Consider the following 15946-nt stretch of genomic DNA (forward strand, 5'->3'; position numbering starts at 1 on the left):
ATCGCGCGATCTCGTTACCCTCGCCTCTGCCCCAATCACCCCTTAAAATAGCCCCTCTCCAGCATTCACGCCGTATACGGCGCCGCCGGTCATGGCAGGACAACAACGGGGGAAGACACGCGATGGGATCGTTCCAGTGGTTCACGGAGCTGAGCGCGCGCGAGCGCCGCACGCTCTACGCCGGCTTCGGCGGCTACGCCGTCGACGCGTTCGACTTCATGATCTACTCGTTCCTGATCCCCACGCTGATCGCCGCCTGGGGCATGACCAAAAGCGAAGCCGGGATGATCGCCACCAGCTCGCTGATTTCCTCGGCGATCGGCGGCTGGTTCGCCGGCGTGCTGGCCGACCGCTACGGCCGGGTGCGCGTGCTGCAGTGGACCATCGCCACCTTCGCGCTCTTCACCTGCCTCTCCGGCTTCACGAACTCGTTCTGGCAGTTGCTCGCCACCCGCACGCTGCAGGGCTTCGGCTTCGGCGGCGAATGGTCGGTCGTCACGATCATGATGGCCGAGACGATCCGCTCGCCGCAGCATCGCGCCAAGGCCGTGGGCACGGTGCAGAGCAGCTGGTCGTTCGGCTGGGCCGCGGCCGCGATCCTCTACTGGGCCTTCTTCGCCATCCTGCCCGAAGCGCTCGCCTGGCGCGCGTGCTTCTGGATCGGCATCGTGCCCGCACTGTGGATCCTCTACGTGCGCCGCAACGTGAGCGACCCCGAGATCTTCGTTCAAACGCGCCGCGCCCGGGAAAGCGGCGCCACACAGGCCCATTTCCTGCAGATCTTCGCGCCCGCGCATCTCGGCACCACGCTCCTCGGCAGCGCACTGTGCACCGGCATGCTCGGCGGCTACTACGCCATCACCACCTGGCTGCCCACCTATCTGAAGACCGTGCGCCACCTCTCGGTGTTCAACACGAGCGGCTATCTGATCGTGCTGATCGTCGGCTCGTTCACGGGCTATATCGTCGGCGCGATTCTCTCGGACCGCATCGGGCGGCGCGCCTCGTTCATCCTGTTCGCGATCGGCTCGTTCGCGCTCGGCATGGCCTACACCATGCTGCCCATCACCAATGGCGCCATGCTGCTGCTCGGCTTTCCGCTCGGCATCGTGGTGCAGGGCATTTTCGCGGGCGTGGGCGCCTATCTCTCCGAGCTCTATCCGAACGCGATCCGGGGCTCCGGCCAGGGCTTCTGCTACAACCTCGGGCGCGGACTCGGCTCGTTTTTCCCGATCCTCGTCGGCACGCTCGCGCAGTCCATGTCGCTCGTGAAAGCGATCGGCGCCGTGGCCGGCGCGGGTTATCTGCTCGTGATCGTCAGCGCCCTCTGCCTGCCCGAAACGAAGGGCAAGGCGCTCGTTGCGGGGTCCGCTGCACAATGAGCGCGAACATGCTGCAATACCGACCGTCCCTCCTGGATCGACCGGCATGAAAACGATCGTCCTCGGCGCCGGTGTGATCGGCGTCGCTACCGCGTATTACCTGAGCGAACGAGGCTGCGACGTCACGGTCATCGAGCGCGAGCCGGGCGTCGCACTCGGCACGAGCTTCGGCAATGCGGGCGTGATCGCGCCCGGCTACGTCACCCCGTGGGCCGCGCCGGGCATGCCGGCCAAGCTCCTCAAGTACCTCCTCAAGCCCACCTCCCCGCTCATCTTCCGGCCCACGCTCGACCCCGCCCAATGGCGCTGGATCGCCCGATGGCTGCGCGAATGCGACCTCGCACGCTTTCGTGTGAACAAACAGCGGATGCAGCGCATCGCCTACTACAGCCGCGCCTGCCTGAACGCGTTTCGCGAAACGCACGCGTTCGAATACGGGCGCAGCCAGGGCTATCTCCAGCTCTTTCGCAGCGACTACGATCTCGAACTCGCGCAACCCGCGCTCGCGGTGCTGCGCGACGCGGGCATCGGGTATCGCGAACTCGATCCCGCAGCCTGCGCCCAGGTCGAGCCGGGCCTCGCCTGGGCGCGCATGCAACCCGTGGCCGGCATCTACCTGCCCGACGACGAAGCCGGCGACTGCGCCCGCTTCACGCGCGAATTGCGCGCCGTGTGCGAAGCGCGCGGCGTGCGCTTTCTGTTCGATACCGAGGTCGAGGCGCTCGCGGTAGAGGGCGGCAAGGTGCGCGGCGTGCGCGTGCGCGCCGGGCGCGGCAAGCTGAACCGGCGCGAACAGCGCCGCGCGCCGGCCGAGGTGCTGAAGACGTCGGCGGAAAGGTCCGCCGAGGACGCAGCGCCGCAAACGCTCACGGCCGATGCCGTGATCGTCGCGCTCGGCGTGGAGAGCGCGGCACTTGTCGCGCCGCTCGGCGTGCGCGTGCCGCTCTATCCGGTGAAAGGCTACTCGGCCACGCTGCCGGTGGTGGACGAACAGAAGGCACCGCGCGCCGCGCTCATGGACGAATCGCTCAAGACAGCGATCACGCGCTTCGGGCCGTATCTGCGCGTGGCGGGCACGGCGGAGCTCGGCAATCATCGCGCGACGCTGCGCGAGCAGGCACTGCAGACGCTCATGAAGGTGCTCGACGACTGGTTCCCGCACGCGGCAACGCCCTCGTCGGCGCAGTTCTGGGTGGGGCGGCGGCCGATGGTGCCGGACGGCGCGCCGCTCCTCGGCGCTTCGGGGGTGGAAGGGCTCTGGCTCAACGTGGGGCACGGCTCGACAGGCTGGGCGATGTCGATGGGGTCGGGGCGCGTAGTGGCCGATCTCGTCACGCAGCGCGCGCCCGAGATCGACCTGGACGGGCTCACGCTCGCGCGCTACCGGCGCAACGGGCATTGAGCGGTGAATCAAGCGGTGAACCAAGCGGCGCTGTCCCCCTGAAGACCCCGGCCCGACGCCCTTACGCCAGCGCCACGCTGGCCAGCGCGTCGTAGCGCGCGCCCTGACGGGCGAGCGTGCTCGAATACAGCACGAGCGCCTCGAACCGTAGCGGCGGCAGCGCTTCGCCGTCGAGCGTCGCCGGCCCGGCCGCCGCATCGCGCGCGAAACGCGCGAGCGTCACGTGCGGACGAAAGGCGCGCGCATCGAGCGGCAATCCCACTTCGCCCATGAGCGAACGCACGCGCCAGTCGAGCGCCGTGAACGCCTCCGACATCGCCAGCACCGCCACCATCAGCCGCGGCTGCGCGCGGCCGGGCCAGCATTCGATCTTCGTCACCGGCGCGGGCGCGAAAGGCGCGAGGAGTGGCCGCGCATGCTCGGCCAGCCGCTGCGCAAGCGCCTCGCCCTGCCCGAACGACATCGCGCCGATGAACGCCACCGTGAGATGCAGTTGCGCGTAGGGCACGCGCCGCGCGTTGAGCGGTACGTCGAGCGCGGCGAGCGCATCGCGCGATGCGGCGTCGGGCGCGAGCGCGATGAAGCAGCGCCGCCACTGACCGGTTTCGCGGGCTTCGGACATGGTCGGGGCCGGGAACGGAAGCGGATCGCGTCATGGTAACGCCATCGGAGGAACGCAAAAAAGCCGGGGCACCCTTACGAGCGCCCCGGCTTGGCAACACTACCGCCTGTTCGTCCTTATCTGCGCCTTAGCGCGGCAACTCCGAGCTGCCCATCAGATAGGCGTCGACGGAACGCGCGCATTGGCGGCCTTCACGAATCGCCCAAACCACGAGCGACTGGCCACGACGCATGTCGCCGGCCGTGAAAACCTTGTCGACCGACGTGTAATACGCCTTCTCGCCTTCGGTCGAGGCGCGCACGTTGCCGCGGGCATCCTTGTCCACCCCGAACGCTTCGAGCACCGGCGAAACCGGCTGCGTGAAGCCCATGGCGAGCAGCACGAGGTCGGCCTTCATTTCGAACTCCGAACCAGGCACTTCGACCATCTTGCCGTCCTTCCACTCCACGCGCGCGGCGACGAGCTTCTCGACCTTGCCGTTCTTGCCCTCGAAACGCTTGGTCGCCACCGACCAGTCGCGCTGGCAGCCTTCTTCGTGCGACGAGGAAGTGCGCAGCTTGACCGGCCAGTACGGCCAGACGAGCGGCTTGTTCTCGGCTTCGGGCGGCTGCGGCAGCAGTTCGAACTGGGTGACGCTCTTCGCGCCGTGGCGGTTCGAGGTGCCCACGCAGTCCGAACCCGTGTCGCCGCCGCCGATCACGATGACGTGCTTGCCCTTCGCCACGAGCTGGTCCGCCAGCTTGTCGCCCGCATTGACCTTGTTCTGCTGCGGCAGGAATTCCATCGCGTAGTAAATGCCCTGCAGCTCGCGGCCCGGCGTCGGCAGGTCGCGCGGCGTTTCCGAACCGCCTGCGATCACCACGGCGTCGAACTGCTCCTTCAGCTGATCGGGCGTGAGGGTTTCCTTCGCCGTGTTGCCGATGAACGCGGGCAGCTCGCCACGGCCGATGAACACGTTGGTGCGGAACGTCACGCCCTCGGCTTCCATCTGGCGCATGCGGCGATCGATCAGCCACTTCTCCAGCTTGAAGTCGGGAATGCCGTAGCGCAGCAGGCCGCCGATGCGGTCGTTCTTCTCGAACACCGTCACGTCGTGCCCGGCGCGCGCGAGCTGCTGCGCGACGGCGAGGCCCGCAGGGCCCGAGCCCACCACGGCAACCTTCTTGCCGGTCTTGTGCTTCGCGGGTTGCGGTGCGACCCAGCCTTCGGCCCAGGCCTTGTCGATGATCGCGTGCTCGATCGACTTGATGCCCACGGGATCGTCGTTGATGCCGAGCGTGCACGCCGCTTCGCACGGCGCCGGGCAGATGCGGCCGGTGAACTCGGGGAAGTTGTTCGTGGAATGCAGCACTTCGATCGCCGTCTTCCAGTCCTGGCGGAACACCAGGTCGTTGAAGTCGGGGATCACGTTGTTGACCGGGCAGCCGTTGTTGCAGAACGGAATGCCGCAGTCCATGCAGCGCGCGCCCTGGATCTTCGCGTCCGCGTCGCTGAGTGCGGAGACGAACTCCTTGTAGTGCTTCACGCGCGTGAGCGGTGCTTCGTACGCCTCGTGCTGGCGCTCGTACTCGAGAAAACCGGTTGCCTTACCCATTTGGCTCTCGTCTATCCATGTATTCGGTGAGGGGATCGGCGCCCGCCGCCGCGCGCTTTTTCGCGTTCGCGCGGCGGGCGCTCCTTCGTCTGTACGGTCTTTGCTGTCCGTACGGGGAGGCTTCAGGCAGCCAGCACTTCCGTGTTCGCCTTCTTCGCGCCCAGTTCGGCCAGGGCGCGCTTGTATTCTGTCGGGAACACCTTCACGAACTGGCGGCGTGCCGCATCCCAGTTTTCGAGCAGCGCCTTCGCACGCGGCGAGCCGGTGAACTGGAAGTGACGCTCGATGAGCCCCTTGAGGAGCACCTCGTCGGTCTCGCCTGCGTGCCACAGCGCGCGGTCCACCGTGCGTTCCTGCTCGGCCTGCTGGAGCACCGGATCGAGTGTCACCATCGCGCGGTTGCACTTGCCGGCGAACATGCCGTCCGGGTCGTAGACGAACGCGATGCCACCCGACATGCCGGCCGCGAAGTTACGGCCCGTCTCGCCCAGCACGACCACCGTGCCGCCCGTCATGTACTCGCAGCCGTGATCGCCCGTGCCTTCCACGACGGCCGTTGCCCCCGAGTTGCGCACGCAGAAGCGCTCGCCCGCCACGCCGCGGAAGAACGACTCGCCTTCGATCGCGCCGTACATCACCGTGTTGCCGCAGATGATGTTTTCTTCGGACTTGCCACGGAAATCGTTAGTCGGACGAATGATGATGCGGCCACCCGAAAGACCCTTGCCGACATAGTCGTTGCCGTCGCCGACGAGATCCAGCGTGATGCCCTTCGCGAGGAACGCACCGAAGCTCTGGCCCGCCGTGCCCTTCAGCTGGATGTGGATCGCGTCGTCGGAGAGGCCGTCGTGGCCGTACTTCTTCGCGACGACACCCGAGAGCATCGCGCCGACGGTACGGTTCACGTTGCGCACCGGCTGGATGAACGAGACATGCTCGCCGCTCTCGATCGCCGCGCGCGCCTTCTCGATCAGCGTGTGATCGAGTGCGCGGTCGAGACCGTGATCTTGCGTATCCACGTGCTTGCGTGCGACTTCGGCGGCCACCTGCGGCTGATAGAACACGCGCGAGAAGTCGAGACCCTTCGCCTTCCAGTGCTCCACGCCACGGCGCGTATCGAGCAGGTCCGCACGGCCGACGAGGTCGTCGAACTTGCGGATGCCGAGTTGCGCCATGATTTCGCGCACTTCTTCCGCGATGAAGAAGAAGAAGTTGACGACGTGCTCGGGCTGGCCCGAGAACTTCGCGCGCAGCACCGGATCTTGCGTCGCGACGCCGACCGGGCAGGTGTTCAGATGGCACTTGCGCATCATGATGCAGCCCTGGACGACGAGCGGCGCCGTCGCGAAGCCGAACTCGTCCGCGCCGAGCAGCGCGCCGATCACCACGTCGCGGCCCGTCTTCATCTGGCCGTCGGCCTGCACGCGAATGCGGCCGCGCAGCTGGTTCAGCACCAGCGTCTGCTGCGTTTCGGCGAGGCCGAGTTCCCACGGCGTGCCGGCGTGCTTGAGCGACGAGAGCGGCGAAGCGCCCGTGCCGCCGTCATGGCCCGCGATCACAACGTGATCGGCCTTGGCCTTCGCCACGCCCGCGGCCACCGTGCCCACGCCCACTTCGGACACCAGCTTCACCGAGATCGACGAAACCGGGTTCACGTTCTTCAGATCGTGAATCAGCTGCGCCAGATCTTCGATCGAGTAGATGTCGTGGTGCGGCGGCGGCGAAATGAGGCCCACGCCCGGCACCGAATAACGCAGCTTGCCGATGTAGTCCGAAACCTTGTGGCCCGGCAGCTGACCGCCTTCGCCCGGCTTCGCGCCCTGCGCCATCTTGATCTGGATCTGGTCCGCCGACGAGAGATACTCGGCCGTCACGCCGAAGCGCCCCGACGCGACCTGCTTGATCTTCGAGCGCAGCGAGTCGCCGTCCTTCAGCGGAATGTCCTTGACGACTTCCGGCCCGATGATCGACTGCATCGTGTCGCCGTTCTTGATCGGAATGCCGCGCAGTTCGTTGCGATAGCGCTTCTCGTCTTCGCCGCCTTCGCCCGTGTTCGACTTGCCGCCGATGCGGTTCATCGCGACCGCCAGCGTAGCGTGCGCTTCCGTGCTGATCGAGCCGAGCGACATCGCACCCGTGGCGAAACGCTTGACGATTTCCTTGGCCGGCTCGACGTCGTCGATCGAGATCGCGCGCGCCGGGTCGATGCGGAATTCGAACAGGCCGCGGAACGTCATGTGACGCTTCGTCTGGTCGTTGATGAGGTGCGCGTATTCCTTGTACGTCTGGTACGAGTTGCTGCGCGCCGAGTGCTGCAGCTTGGCGATCGCATCCGGCGTCCACATGTGGTCTTCGCCGCGGATGCGGAATGCGTATTCGCCGCCGGCGTCGAGCATGTTCGCGAGCACGGGGTCGTCGCTGAACGCGTCGCGGTGCAGACGGATGGCTTCCTCGGCCACTTCGAAGAGGCCGATGCCGCCCACCTTCGAAGCCGTGCCCTTGAAGTACTTCTGCACGAGATCGTCGGCAAGGCCAACCGCTTCGAAGATCTGGGCGCCCGTGTACGACATGTACGTGGAGATGCCCATCTTCGACATGACCTTCTGCAGGCCCTTGCCGACCGCCTTCGTGAAGTTGTAGATCGCCTTGTCGGCCGAGAGGTCGCCCTTCAGGCCGCTGGCCATCTGCGCGAGCGTTTCCATCGCGAGGTACGGATGCACGGCTTCCGCGCCATAACCCGCGAGCAGCGCGAAGTGGTGCGTCTCGCGCGCCGAACCCGTTTCCACGACGAGACCCGTGCTCGTGCGCAGACCATGCTGCACGAGATGCGAGTGGATCGCCGAGGTGGCGAGCAGCGCCGGGATCGCGACGTTGTCGCGGTCCGCGCGGCGGTCCGAGACGATCAGGATGTTGTAGCCGGACTTGACCGCATCGACGGCTTCCGCGCACAGCGACGCGAGGCGCGCTTCGATGCCTTCCTTGCCCCAGGCCACCGGATAGCAGATGTTCAGCTCATAGGAGCTGAACTTGCCGCCCGTGTACTGCTCGATCGCGCGGATCTTGGCGATGTCCTTGAAATCGAGCACCGGCTGCGACACTTCGAGACGCATCGGCGGGTTGATGTTGTTCGTATCGAGCAGGTTCGGCTTCGGGCCGATGAACGACACGAGCGACATGACCATGTTCTCGCGGATCGGGTCGATCGGCGGGTTCGTGACCTGCGCGAACAGCTGCTTGAAGTAGTTGAAAAGCGTCTTGTTCTTGTTGGACATGACCGCCAGCGGCGAGTCGTTGCCCATCGAACCCACGGCTTCCTCGCCCGACATCGCCATCGGCGCCATCAGGAACTTGAGGTCTTCCTGCGTGTAGCCGAACGCCTGCTGACGGTCGAGCAGCGCAGCGGCTTCGGCGCGCGCGGTCGCGACGTCTTCGGCCTTCGGCTCGATCTCGTCGAGCTTGATGCGCACGGCGTCGATCCAGCTCTTGTAGGGCTTGGCGTTGGCGAGGTTGTCCTTGAGTTCCTTGTCGTCGATGATGCGGCCGTGCTCCATGTCGATCAGGAACATCTTGCCCGGCTGCAGGCGCCACTTCTTGACGATCTTCGACTCGGGGATCGGCAGCGTGCCGGCTTCCGAAGCCATGATGACGAGGTCGTCGTCGGTGACGATGTAGCGCGCCGGACGCAGACCGTTACGGTCGAGCGTCGCGCCGATCTGGCGGCCGTCGGTGAAGGCGATCGCGGCGGGGCCGTCCCACGGCTCCATCATCGCGGCGTGGTATTCGTAGAACGCCTTGCGGTTCTCGTCCATCAGCGTGTGCTGTTCCCACGCTTCCGGGATCATCATCATGACCGCGTGCACGAGCGGATAACCCGCCATCACGAGCAGTTCGAGACAGTTGTCGAACGAAGCCGTATCGGACTGGCCCGGATAGATCAGCGGCCAGAGTTTGGGCAGGTCGTCGCCCAGCACGTGCGAGGCGATCGCGCCGGTACGGGCGTTCAGCCAGTTCACGTTGCCCTTCACGGTGTTGATTTCACCGTTGTGGGCAATCATGCGGTACGGGTGAGCCAGCTCCCACGCCGGGAACGTGTTCGTGGAGAAGCGCTGGTGCACGAGCGCGAGCGCCGACACCACGCGTTCGTCCTGCAGGTCGCGGTAGTACACGCCCACCTGGCCGGCCAGCAGCAGACCCTTGTAGACGACCGTGCGCGCCGAGCACGACGGCACGAAGTATTCCTTGCCGTGCTTGAGCTTGAGCGCCTGGATGCGGTGGCTTGCGGTCTTGCGGATGATGTACAGCTTGCGCTCGAGCGCGTCGGTGACCATCACGTCCTTGCCGCGGCCGATGAAGATCTGGCGGATCAGCGGCTCGCTCGCCTTGACGGTGGGCGAGATCGGCATGGCGTGATCGACCGGCACATCGCGCCAGCCCAGCACGACCTGGCCTTCGGCGCGCACCGTGCGCTCCAGCTCCTGTTCGCACGCGAGACGCGAAGCATGCTCCTTCGGCAGGAAGATCATGCCCACGCCGTATTCGCCAGCCGGCGGCAGCGTCACGCCCTGCTTGGCCATTTCCTCGCGATAGAAGGCGTCCGGAATCTGGATCAGGATGCCCGCGCCGTCGCCCATCAGCGGATCGGCGCCCACTGCGCCCCGGTGGTCGAGGTTTTCCAGAATCTTCAGACCTTGCTGAATGATTTCGTGACTCTTCTTGCCCTTGATATGGGCGACGAAACCGACGCCGCACGCGTCGTGTTCGTTTTGCGGGTCATACAGACCTTGCGCGGCGGGCACCGCGGCGCGCTGCAGGTGATCGTTCATGGGGACACCGTCCAAGAATGGCCATGGCTGGCCGTTGATTCCGTCTTTTTGTTTCCCGCCGTCAGTCAGAACCGGGGTACGGCGTTGCGCGGGCGATGTGAGCTCCCTGCGTTGTGCGCTTGAGGAGAGCCGAAAGGCGAATATACGCGACGAATCAAGGGCATGCAAATAAAACCGCATGTTAGAACCCCAATTATCAAGATGGTGCATCCGCACATTATTTTATTGGTTCCATATCAAAAAGAGGCAAAAGAAAACGGCGTCCGTGGACGCCGCTCCTCTAGCCAACCCATTGATTCTGAAAAGAATCAGTGCGTTCCAGTGCCCGGCTTGCGTTCTTCGTGAGTCGACGGAGTGCTCGCCGGCTGGCTGCCTCCTGCCGAGGGCGAACCGGGCGCATGACCACCTGAACCGTCACTCTGCCCCCCTGAATGGGCGCCCGAATGTGTTGCAGACTGACCACCCGGCTGTCCCGCCGCCGAGCCAGGTCCGCCATGCGCCGCAGGCGCCGGGTGATTCGACCCCGATAATCCAGCCGCCGGCGGCGCGGCGCCGGCGGGCGCGGCCGGAGCCGTCTGCGGCGCCGTCGCGGGCGCCTCGCGCACCTTGCGCGGCCGGCCGCGCGGCAGCGGCGAGACACGCCGGTTCGCCGAACGCGAAGCCCAGTCGCGCCAGGTGTCGCTGCCGAGCACCCAGCCCTTGAGGGTGGCCTGCATCAGCTGATTGGTCTCGCGCTCGTCGAGCGGCTGCTCGCAGAGTTCGCGATACGCGCGCTGGCGCTCGAACGGCGTGTTCCCGAGCGCCCAATACAGCGGATGGTCGGTGATGAGGCTGTCGACGGTGAGGCCGATATGGTGCCGGTAGCTCGACCATCGGTAATCCTCGGGCGCCGCGACGAGATGGCTGCGCACCGGCGCCAGCTCGACCACCCGGCTCGCGAGCAGGAAGAACTTCTCCCCCTCGATCACCGTGGCGCGATAGCGGCCTTCCCAGAGGGTGCCGCGCCGCGCGTAGCGCCGGTTGAAGTGCGCCACGTAGCGCCGCCCGACGGCCTGCATCGCCTTCGGCAGGCTCGATTCGTCGGAGGGAGTGACGAGCAGTTGCACCGCGCCGGGCATCAACACCCACGCATGAACCGCCAGATGATGATCGCGCGCCGCCGCCTTCAGGCAATCGATGAAAAGCTCGTAATCCTGGTCGTCAACGAATGCGGGCTGCTGGTCGAGCCCGCGCAGGATCACGTGCTGCGGCTGATCGGGGACATAAAGACGTGCAAGCCGTGCCATGCTCGATTTTCCATTAGTCCGTTGGTGAATACCCGCAGACCCGCCAGACCGCGCCAGGGCTTGCTGCACCACTGATGCGGCTTAGGCGGAAACCTCGCGGCGCTTAGGGAGAAGCCTCTAACGGTCGCATATGGTCTGTTGCAAACGTTGTGTTCATAATGAGCGGGCCTTTTATGGAGGAGCACATATATGAAATTAAAACAGGCGCTGGCAGGTATCGCCGCGCTCGCCGGTTTTTCGGCAGCACACGCTCAATCAGCCAACACGTTCTACGTCACGACAGGATGGTTCCATTTCGCACCGCAGGACTCCAGTGACCCGCTCAAGATCGACAGCGTAGGCGGCAATCCCATCAACGACCAGATCGGCAACACCGGCGCCGGCGTCGGTTCCTCCGACACGCTCGGCCTGAGCTTCGGTTACTTCATCACCGACCACATCGCCGCTGAAACCGAAGTCGGCATTCCGCCGAAGTTCAACCTGGACGGCGAGGGTCAACTGAACCAGTTCGGCAAACTGGGCCAGGCACGCCTCTGGAGCCCCGCGCTCCTCCTGAAGTACTACTTCAACAAGCCTGATGCGAAGTTCCGCCCGTATGTCGGCGTGGGTGCCACCTATGTCTGGTTCACGGACGCCAAGATCACCAACGGCAACTTCACCAATAGTCCGGCTCTTGGGGGTCCGACCAGTGTTTCGACGGATCGTTCCTGGGCGCCGGTATTTAATGCGGGCTTCAACTACAACTTCACGAAGCACTGGTTCGCGGGCTTCTCGCTGTCGTACATCCCGGTCAGCGTGATCGCCACCCTCGACACCCAGAAGCAGACCCAGGTGGGCGTGCTGACGCAACGCGCGGAAGCCAAGATCCACCTGAACCCGATCGTCACGTACCTGAAGGTCGGTTACGCGTTCTAAGGCGCCGTCTGCATCGGCTGCGTTTTACCTCGCGTTTTACTCTGATTCACCCGCCCACCGCCAGCCCTTGCGGCTCCCGGCGGCGGGCGGCACCTCCCTCCCGTCCCACCGTTTTCGCCAGCCAGCTTGCAGAAGAACACGCAGGCTTTCCTTGATTCTATGCCTCTGCGAAAAACCGTGCTGTCCCCGTAATCACCTAAGCGTGCGCCCTGGCGCAGAGCCCCGCCTGGCGTGCTTTTCCGGCCGCCCATCTGCGCACCTTCGCGTGCCGGGTACTGGATTTGCGCAATACTGCTCCTGATTCCGCCCGTTTTTGAGGGTGAGGCAAACCCTGGACCTGAGTCATTACCGAGTCATCAACACGGAGCCATTCATGAGCGCATTTCCCAATACGCGAGACGCCCTGGGAGAGTCCTGGACCAAGACGGGCCGCCGCGCGCGGCGCATTGCACGCCGCGGCCGCGGTGCAGCGGCCGATATCGCCGACGAACTGCGCGACCTGCTCGCCGAACTCGAAACCACGCTCGGCGAGGGAACCCAGGCCGACGCGGCCCAACTGCGAGAAGAGGTCCGCAAGCGCCTCGACGCGGCGCGCGAACGCCTCGAAGTCGCGCGCGTGGCGGCACGCGAGCACGCCGACGAGGCGCTCGCCCAGGCCGACGACTACGTGCACGCCAATCCGTGGCAGGCCATTGCCATCGTCGGCGGCGTTGCGCTGATTGCCGGCGCGCTGCTGGCGCGCGGCCGCGGATAAGGCGGTTCACCGGCGCACGCGCCGCCGTCTTGCAGCCGGCGTTCAGCCGTCGAGCGCGTGCGGGCCGATCAGATCGATGCGGTCGGTGCAGATCGTATCGACGCCCCAGCTCACCAGCAGCCGGGCGCGTTCGAGGTCGTTCACCGTATAGACGAGCATGTGCAGTCCCGCCGATTTGATGCGATCGACCAGCGCCTCGTCGAGGTGACGGTGGCTCGCGTGCAACGATACGCACGCCAGATCGGCGGTCTGCTCGCGCCAGTCCGCGGGCACGCGCTCGAACAGCAGCCCGCGTGGCAACTCGGGCGCGGCCTCGCTGGCCGCGGCAAGCGCATCGAATGAAAACGACGACAGGAGCGGCGGCGGCGTCGCCCCACTCCACAGCCTTGCAGCCTCGAGCCCGACGAGCCGCCCCGTCTCCCGGTCCCTGCCCGGACACGGCTTGATCTCCACGTTCGCCGCGAGTCCTTCTTCGCGGCAGCATGCGGCCGCCTGAGCGAGCGTGGGCATGACCTCGCCCGCGAAGCGCGCATCGCGCCAGCTGCCGGCGTCGAGCGCGGCGATTTCGTCATAGCGCAGTTGCGCCACGGCGCCCTGGCCGTTCGAGGTACGCGCCACCGTATCGTCGTGCAGCAGGAAAACGACGTCGTCGGCCGAGAGCTTGGCGTCGAACTCCACCAGCTTGTGCCCGAAACGAGAGCCCGTGCGCAGGCCCGCCAGCGTGTTCTCGGGTGCGAGCGTGCCGCCGCCCCGGTGCGCGCAGACGCGCGGATACGGCCAGGATTTCATCCGTTTTACTCCGGAAAGATAGAAGCGCCGTAATCAGACGTCGTCCGAGACGACGAAGAGACGCCGGTATTCCTTCAATGCGTACCGGTCGGTCATGCCGGCGATGTAATGCGCGATCAGACGCGGCTGCGCCGAAGCGTCGGGCGACTGGTAGGCCGGCGGCAGGAGGCGCGGGTCGTCCGAGAAGGCTTCGAAGAGCCCCTTCACCACCCGCTGCGCCTTGTTCGCCATGCGCATCACGCGATAGTGCCGGTACAGGTTGCGGTAGAGGAAGCGCTTGAGCGCCGACGCCTGCGCGGCCACGCCCGCGCTATGGGCCACGAGCGGCGGCGCCGCGCGCACCTCGTCGAGCGAGCGCGGTGCATGCTCGGCCAGCTTGCGGCTCGTCTCGTCGATCAGATCGACGATCAGCGTATTGATGATGCGCCGCACCGTCTCGTGAACCAGACGGCGTCCCTCGATCTGCGGAAAATCGGCGCGCGCCGCCTCGTAGTGCCCCTGCCAGAGTTCCACTTCGGCCAGTTGCTCGATGGCGAGCAGGCCGGAACGCAGGCCGTCGTCGACGTCGTGGTTGTTGTAGGCGATCTCGTCCGCGATATTGGCGATCTGCGCCTCGATCGACGGCTGGTGCCCCAGCAGGAAGCGCTCGCCCAGGTCGCCAAGCCGCCGCGCGTTCTCGCGCGAGCAGTGCTTGAGTATGCCCTCGCGCGTCTCGAAGCAAAGATTCAGGCCGTTGAAGGCGCCGTAATGCTCTTCGAGCTCGTCCACCACGGCGAGGCTCTGCAGGTTGTGCTCGAAGCCGCCGTGCTCGCGCATGCAGTCGTTGAGCGCGTCCTGCCCGGCATGGCCGAACGGCGTATGGCCGAGATCGTGAGCCAGCGAAATCGCTTCGACGAGATCCTCGTTCACGCGCAGGTTGCGCGCGACCGAGCGCGCGATCTGCGCGACTTCGAGGCTGTGCGTGAGCCGCGTGCGAAAGAGATCGCCTTCGTGGTTCACGAACACCTGGGTCTTGTATTCGAGCCGGCGAAACGCGGTGGAGTGGACGATGCGGTCGCGGTCGCGCTGGAATTCGCTGCGCGCGGCAGGCGGCGGCTCGGGATGGCGCCGCCCGCGCGTCTGGGACGCATGGGCCGCGTAGGGTGCGAGCCCTCCTTCGAGCGTCGCGGCCAGCGCCGACGCGGCGGTGCGCTGACCGCTCGCGCCGCCCATCGGGCTCTGGCCGGCTGAATGTTCGCTGCGACTGTCGCTCACCGGTTCCTCCGCAAGCTGTGTGGGGCGGCGCACTCAGTCCTTCGTCGTGGCGGCGAGCGTAGCGTCGACCGCTTCGTCGGGCGCGCGCGTGATGAGCGTGTCGCCGAAGCGTTTCAGCAGGATGAACTTGATCGCCCCGCCTTCGGCTTTCTTGTCCACCTGCATCAGGTCGACATAGCGGTCGGCGCCGAGTGCGGGCGCGCGCACCGGCAGTTTCGCGGCTGCCACCACGCGCACGAGCCGCTCGCGCGAGGCCTCGTCCAGATGGCCGAGCCGCACCGAAAGATCGGCCGCCATCACCATGCCGCAGCCCACCGCCTCGCCATGCAGCCATTCGCCGTAACCGAGGCCCGCCTCGATCGCGTGGCCAAACGTGTGACCGAAGTTCAGGATCGCGCGCAGGCCGCCTTCGCGCTCGTCGGCGGCCACCACAGAAGCCTTGATCTCGCACGAGCGCTTCACCGCGAGCGCGAGCGCCTGGGGATCGCAGCGGTTCAGCGCCTCGACGTTCGCCTCGATCCAGTCGAAGAATTCCGCGTCGGCAATGGCGCCCGTCTTGATCACTTCGGCGATGCCGGCCGCCAGCTCGCGCGGCGGCAGCGTGGAGAGCACGCCGATATCGGCGATCACGGCCTGCGGCTGATAGAACGCGCCGATCATGTTCTTGCCGAGCGGGTGATTGATCCCCGTCTTGCCGCCCACCGACGAATCGACCTGCGAAAGCAGCGTGGTCGGCACCTGGATGAACGGCACCCCGCGCATGTAGCAGGCCGCGGCGAAACCGGTCATGTCGCCCGTCACGCCGCCGCCGAGCGCGATCAGCGTGGTCTTGCGGTCCGCGCGCGCGGTGAGGAGCGCGTCGAAGATCTCGTTGAGCGTTTCCCAGTTCTTGTGCGCCTCGCCGTCCGGCAGCACGACGGTATTGACGTCCTTGCCGAGCGGCGCGAGCGCGGCGCGCAGGGTCTCGCCGTACAGCGGATCGACGACGGTATTCGTGACGATCGTCACCGACTTGCCCGCGATATGCGGCGCAAAAAGCGCCGTCTGACCGATGAGGCCGGTGCCGATATGGATGGGATAGGCGCGATCGCCCAGTTCGACGTTGACGGTAATCATGCTGGTCAT

The 15946-nt window shown here is 66.1% G+C and carries 10 protein-coding genes and 1 pseudogene; 4 read left to right on the forward strand and 7 right to left on the reverse strand.

What is annotated here, in order from left to right; all coding sequences use genetic code 11:
• Positions 1–122: 122 nt before the first annotated feature.
• Together U5760_RS26660 and U5760_RS26665 are read left to right on the forward strand one after the other, a co-directional pair.
• A complete protein-coding gene (locus U5760_RS26660) occupies positions 123–1382 on the forward strand; it encodes an MFS transporter (RefSeq protein ID WP_322015323.1) in 1260 nt (419 codons plus the stop codon).
• Between the two features lie 46 nt (positions 1383–1428).
• On the forward strand, positions 1429–2784 hold the full coding sequence (locus U5760_RS26665; RefSeq protein ID WP_322015324.1) for a D-amino acid dehydrogenase: 1356 nt from the start codon (positions 1429–1431) through the stop codon (positions 2782–2784).
• A gap of 61 nt (positions 2785–2845) precedes the next feature.
• Here U5760_RS26665 and thpR read toward each other — a convergent pair whose 3' ends face one another.
• The 4 genes and pseudogenes from thpR to U5760_RS26685 all read right to left on the reverse strand — a co-directional run.
• Positions 2846–3406, reverse strand: a complete 561-nt coding sequence (thpR, locus tag U5760_RS26670; protein ID WP_322015325.1) for an RNA 2',3'-cyclic phosphodiesterase — start codon at positions 3404–3406, stop codon at positions 2846–2848.
• 127 nt (positions 3407–3533) lie between these two features.
• Entirely contained in the window at positions 3534–5000 is a 1467-nt protein-coding gene (locus U5760_RS26675) for a glutamate synthase subunit beta (RefSeq protein WP_322015326.1), read from the reverse strand.
• Between the two features lie 122 nt (positions 5001–5122).
• On the reverse strand, positions 5123–9823 hold the full coding sequence (locus tag U5760_RS26680) for a glutamate synthase-related protein (RefSeq protein WP_322015327.1): 4701 nt from the start codon (positions 9821–9823) through the stop codon (positions 5123–5125).
• Positions 9824–10407: 584 nt separating this feature from the next.
• A pseudogene (locus U5760_RS26685) lies at positions 10408–11109 on the reverse strand (transposase); the annotation flags it as partial.
• A 189-nt stretch (positions 11110–11298) separates the two neighbouring features.
• Here U5760_RS26685 and U5760_RS26690 point away from each other — a divergent pair.
• Positions 11299–12024, forward strand: coding sequence for an OmpW/AlkL family protein (locus U5760_RS26690; protein ID WP_322015328.1), 726 nt, complete (start codon positions 11299–11301; stop codon positions 12022–12024).
• A gap of 373 nt (positions 12025–12397) precedes the next feature.
• Complete coding sequence (locus tag U5760_RS26695) at positions 12398–12778, forward strand: glycine zipper domain-containing protein (RefSeq protein ID WP_322015329.1); 381 nt, start codon at positions 12398–12400, stop codon at positions 12776–12778.
• Between the two features lie 42 nt (positions 12779–12820).
• Here the strand turns inward: U5760_RS26695 and ugpQ are convergent, their stop codons facing one another.
• From ugpQ to aroB, 3 genes are all read right to left on the reverse strand, one after another.
• Positions 12821–13567, reverse strand: a complete 747-nt coding sequence (gene ugpQ, locus U5760_RS26700) for a glycerophosphodiester phosphodiesterase (protein ID WP_322015330.1) — start codon at positions 13565–13567, stop codon at positions 12821–12823.
• Positions 13568–13600: 33 nt separating this feature from the next.
• A complete protein-coding gene (locus tag U5760_RS26705) occupies positions 13601–14779 on the reverse strand; it encodes a deoxyguanosinetriphosphate triphosphohydrolase (protein ID WP_322015365.1) in 1179 nt (392 codons plus the stop codon).
• A gap of 75 nt (positions 14780–14854) precedes the next feature.
• A complete protein-coding gene (gene aroB / locus U5760_RS26710) occupies positions 14855–15937 on the reverse strand; it encodes a 3-dehydroquinate synthase (RefSeq protein WP_322015366.1) in 1083 nt (360 codons plus the stop codon).
• Between the last annotated feature and the right edge of the window lie 9 nt (positions 15938–15946).

Origin of the sequence: Paraburkholderia sp. J12 (assembly GCF_905220215.1) — a bacterium.
Taxonomy (GTDB): domain Bacteria; phylum Pseudomonadota; class Gammaproteobacteria; order Burkholderiales; family Burkholderiaceae; genus Paraburkholderia.

Coding starts and splice junctions, on each gene's coding strand:
- U5760_RS26660 (WP_322015323.1), top strand. CDS start 123: ATGGGATCGTTCCAGTGGTTCACGGAGCTGAGCGCGCGCGAGCGCCGC.
- U5760_RS26665 (WP_322015324.1), top strand. CDS start 1,429: ATGAAAACGATCGTCCTCGGCGCCGGTGTGATCGGCGTCGCTACCGCG.
- thpR (WP_322015325.1), bottom strand. CDS start 3,406: ATGTCCGAAGCCCGCGAAACCGGTCAGTGGCGGCGCTGCTTCATCGCG.
- U5760_RS26675 (WP_322015326.1), bottom strand. CDS start 5,000: ATGGGTAAGGCAACCGGTTTTCTCGAGTACGAGCGCCAGCACGAGGCG.
- U5760_RS26680 (WP_322015327.1), bottom strand. CDS start 9,823: ATGAACGATCACCTGCAGCGCGCCGCGGTGCCCGCCGCGCAAGGTCTG.
- U5760_RS26690 (WP_322015328.1), top strand. CDS start 11,299: ATGAAATTAAAACAGGCGCTGGCAGGTATCGCCGCGCTCGCCGGTTTT.
- U5760_RS26695 (WP_322015329.1), top strand. CDS start 12,398: ATGAGCGCATTTCCCAATACGCGAGACGCCCTGGGAGAGTCCTGGACC.
- ugpQ (WP_322015330.1), bottom strand. CDS start 13,567: ATGAAATCCTGGCCGTATCCGCGCGTCTGCGCGCACCGGGGCGGCGGC.
- U5760_RS26705 (WP_322015365.1), bottom strand. CDS start 14,779: ATGGGCGGCGCGAGCGGTCAGCGCACCGCCGCGTCGGCGCTGGCCGCG.
- aroB (WP_322015366.1), bottom strand. CDS start 15,937: ATGATTACCGTCAACGTCGAACTGGGCGATCGCGCCTATCCCATCCAT.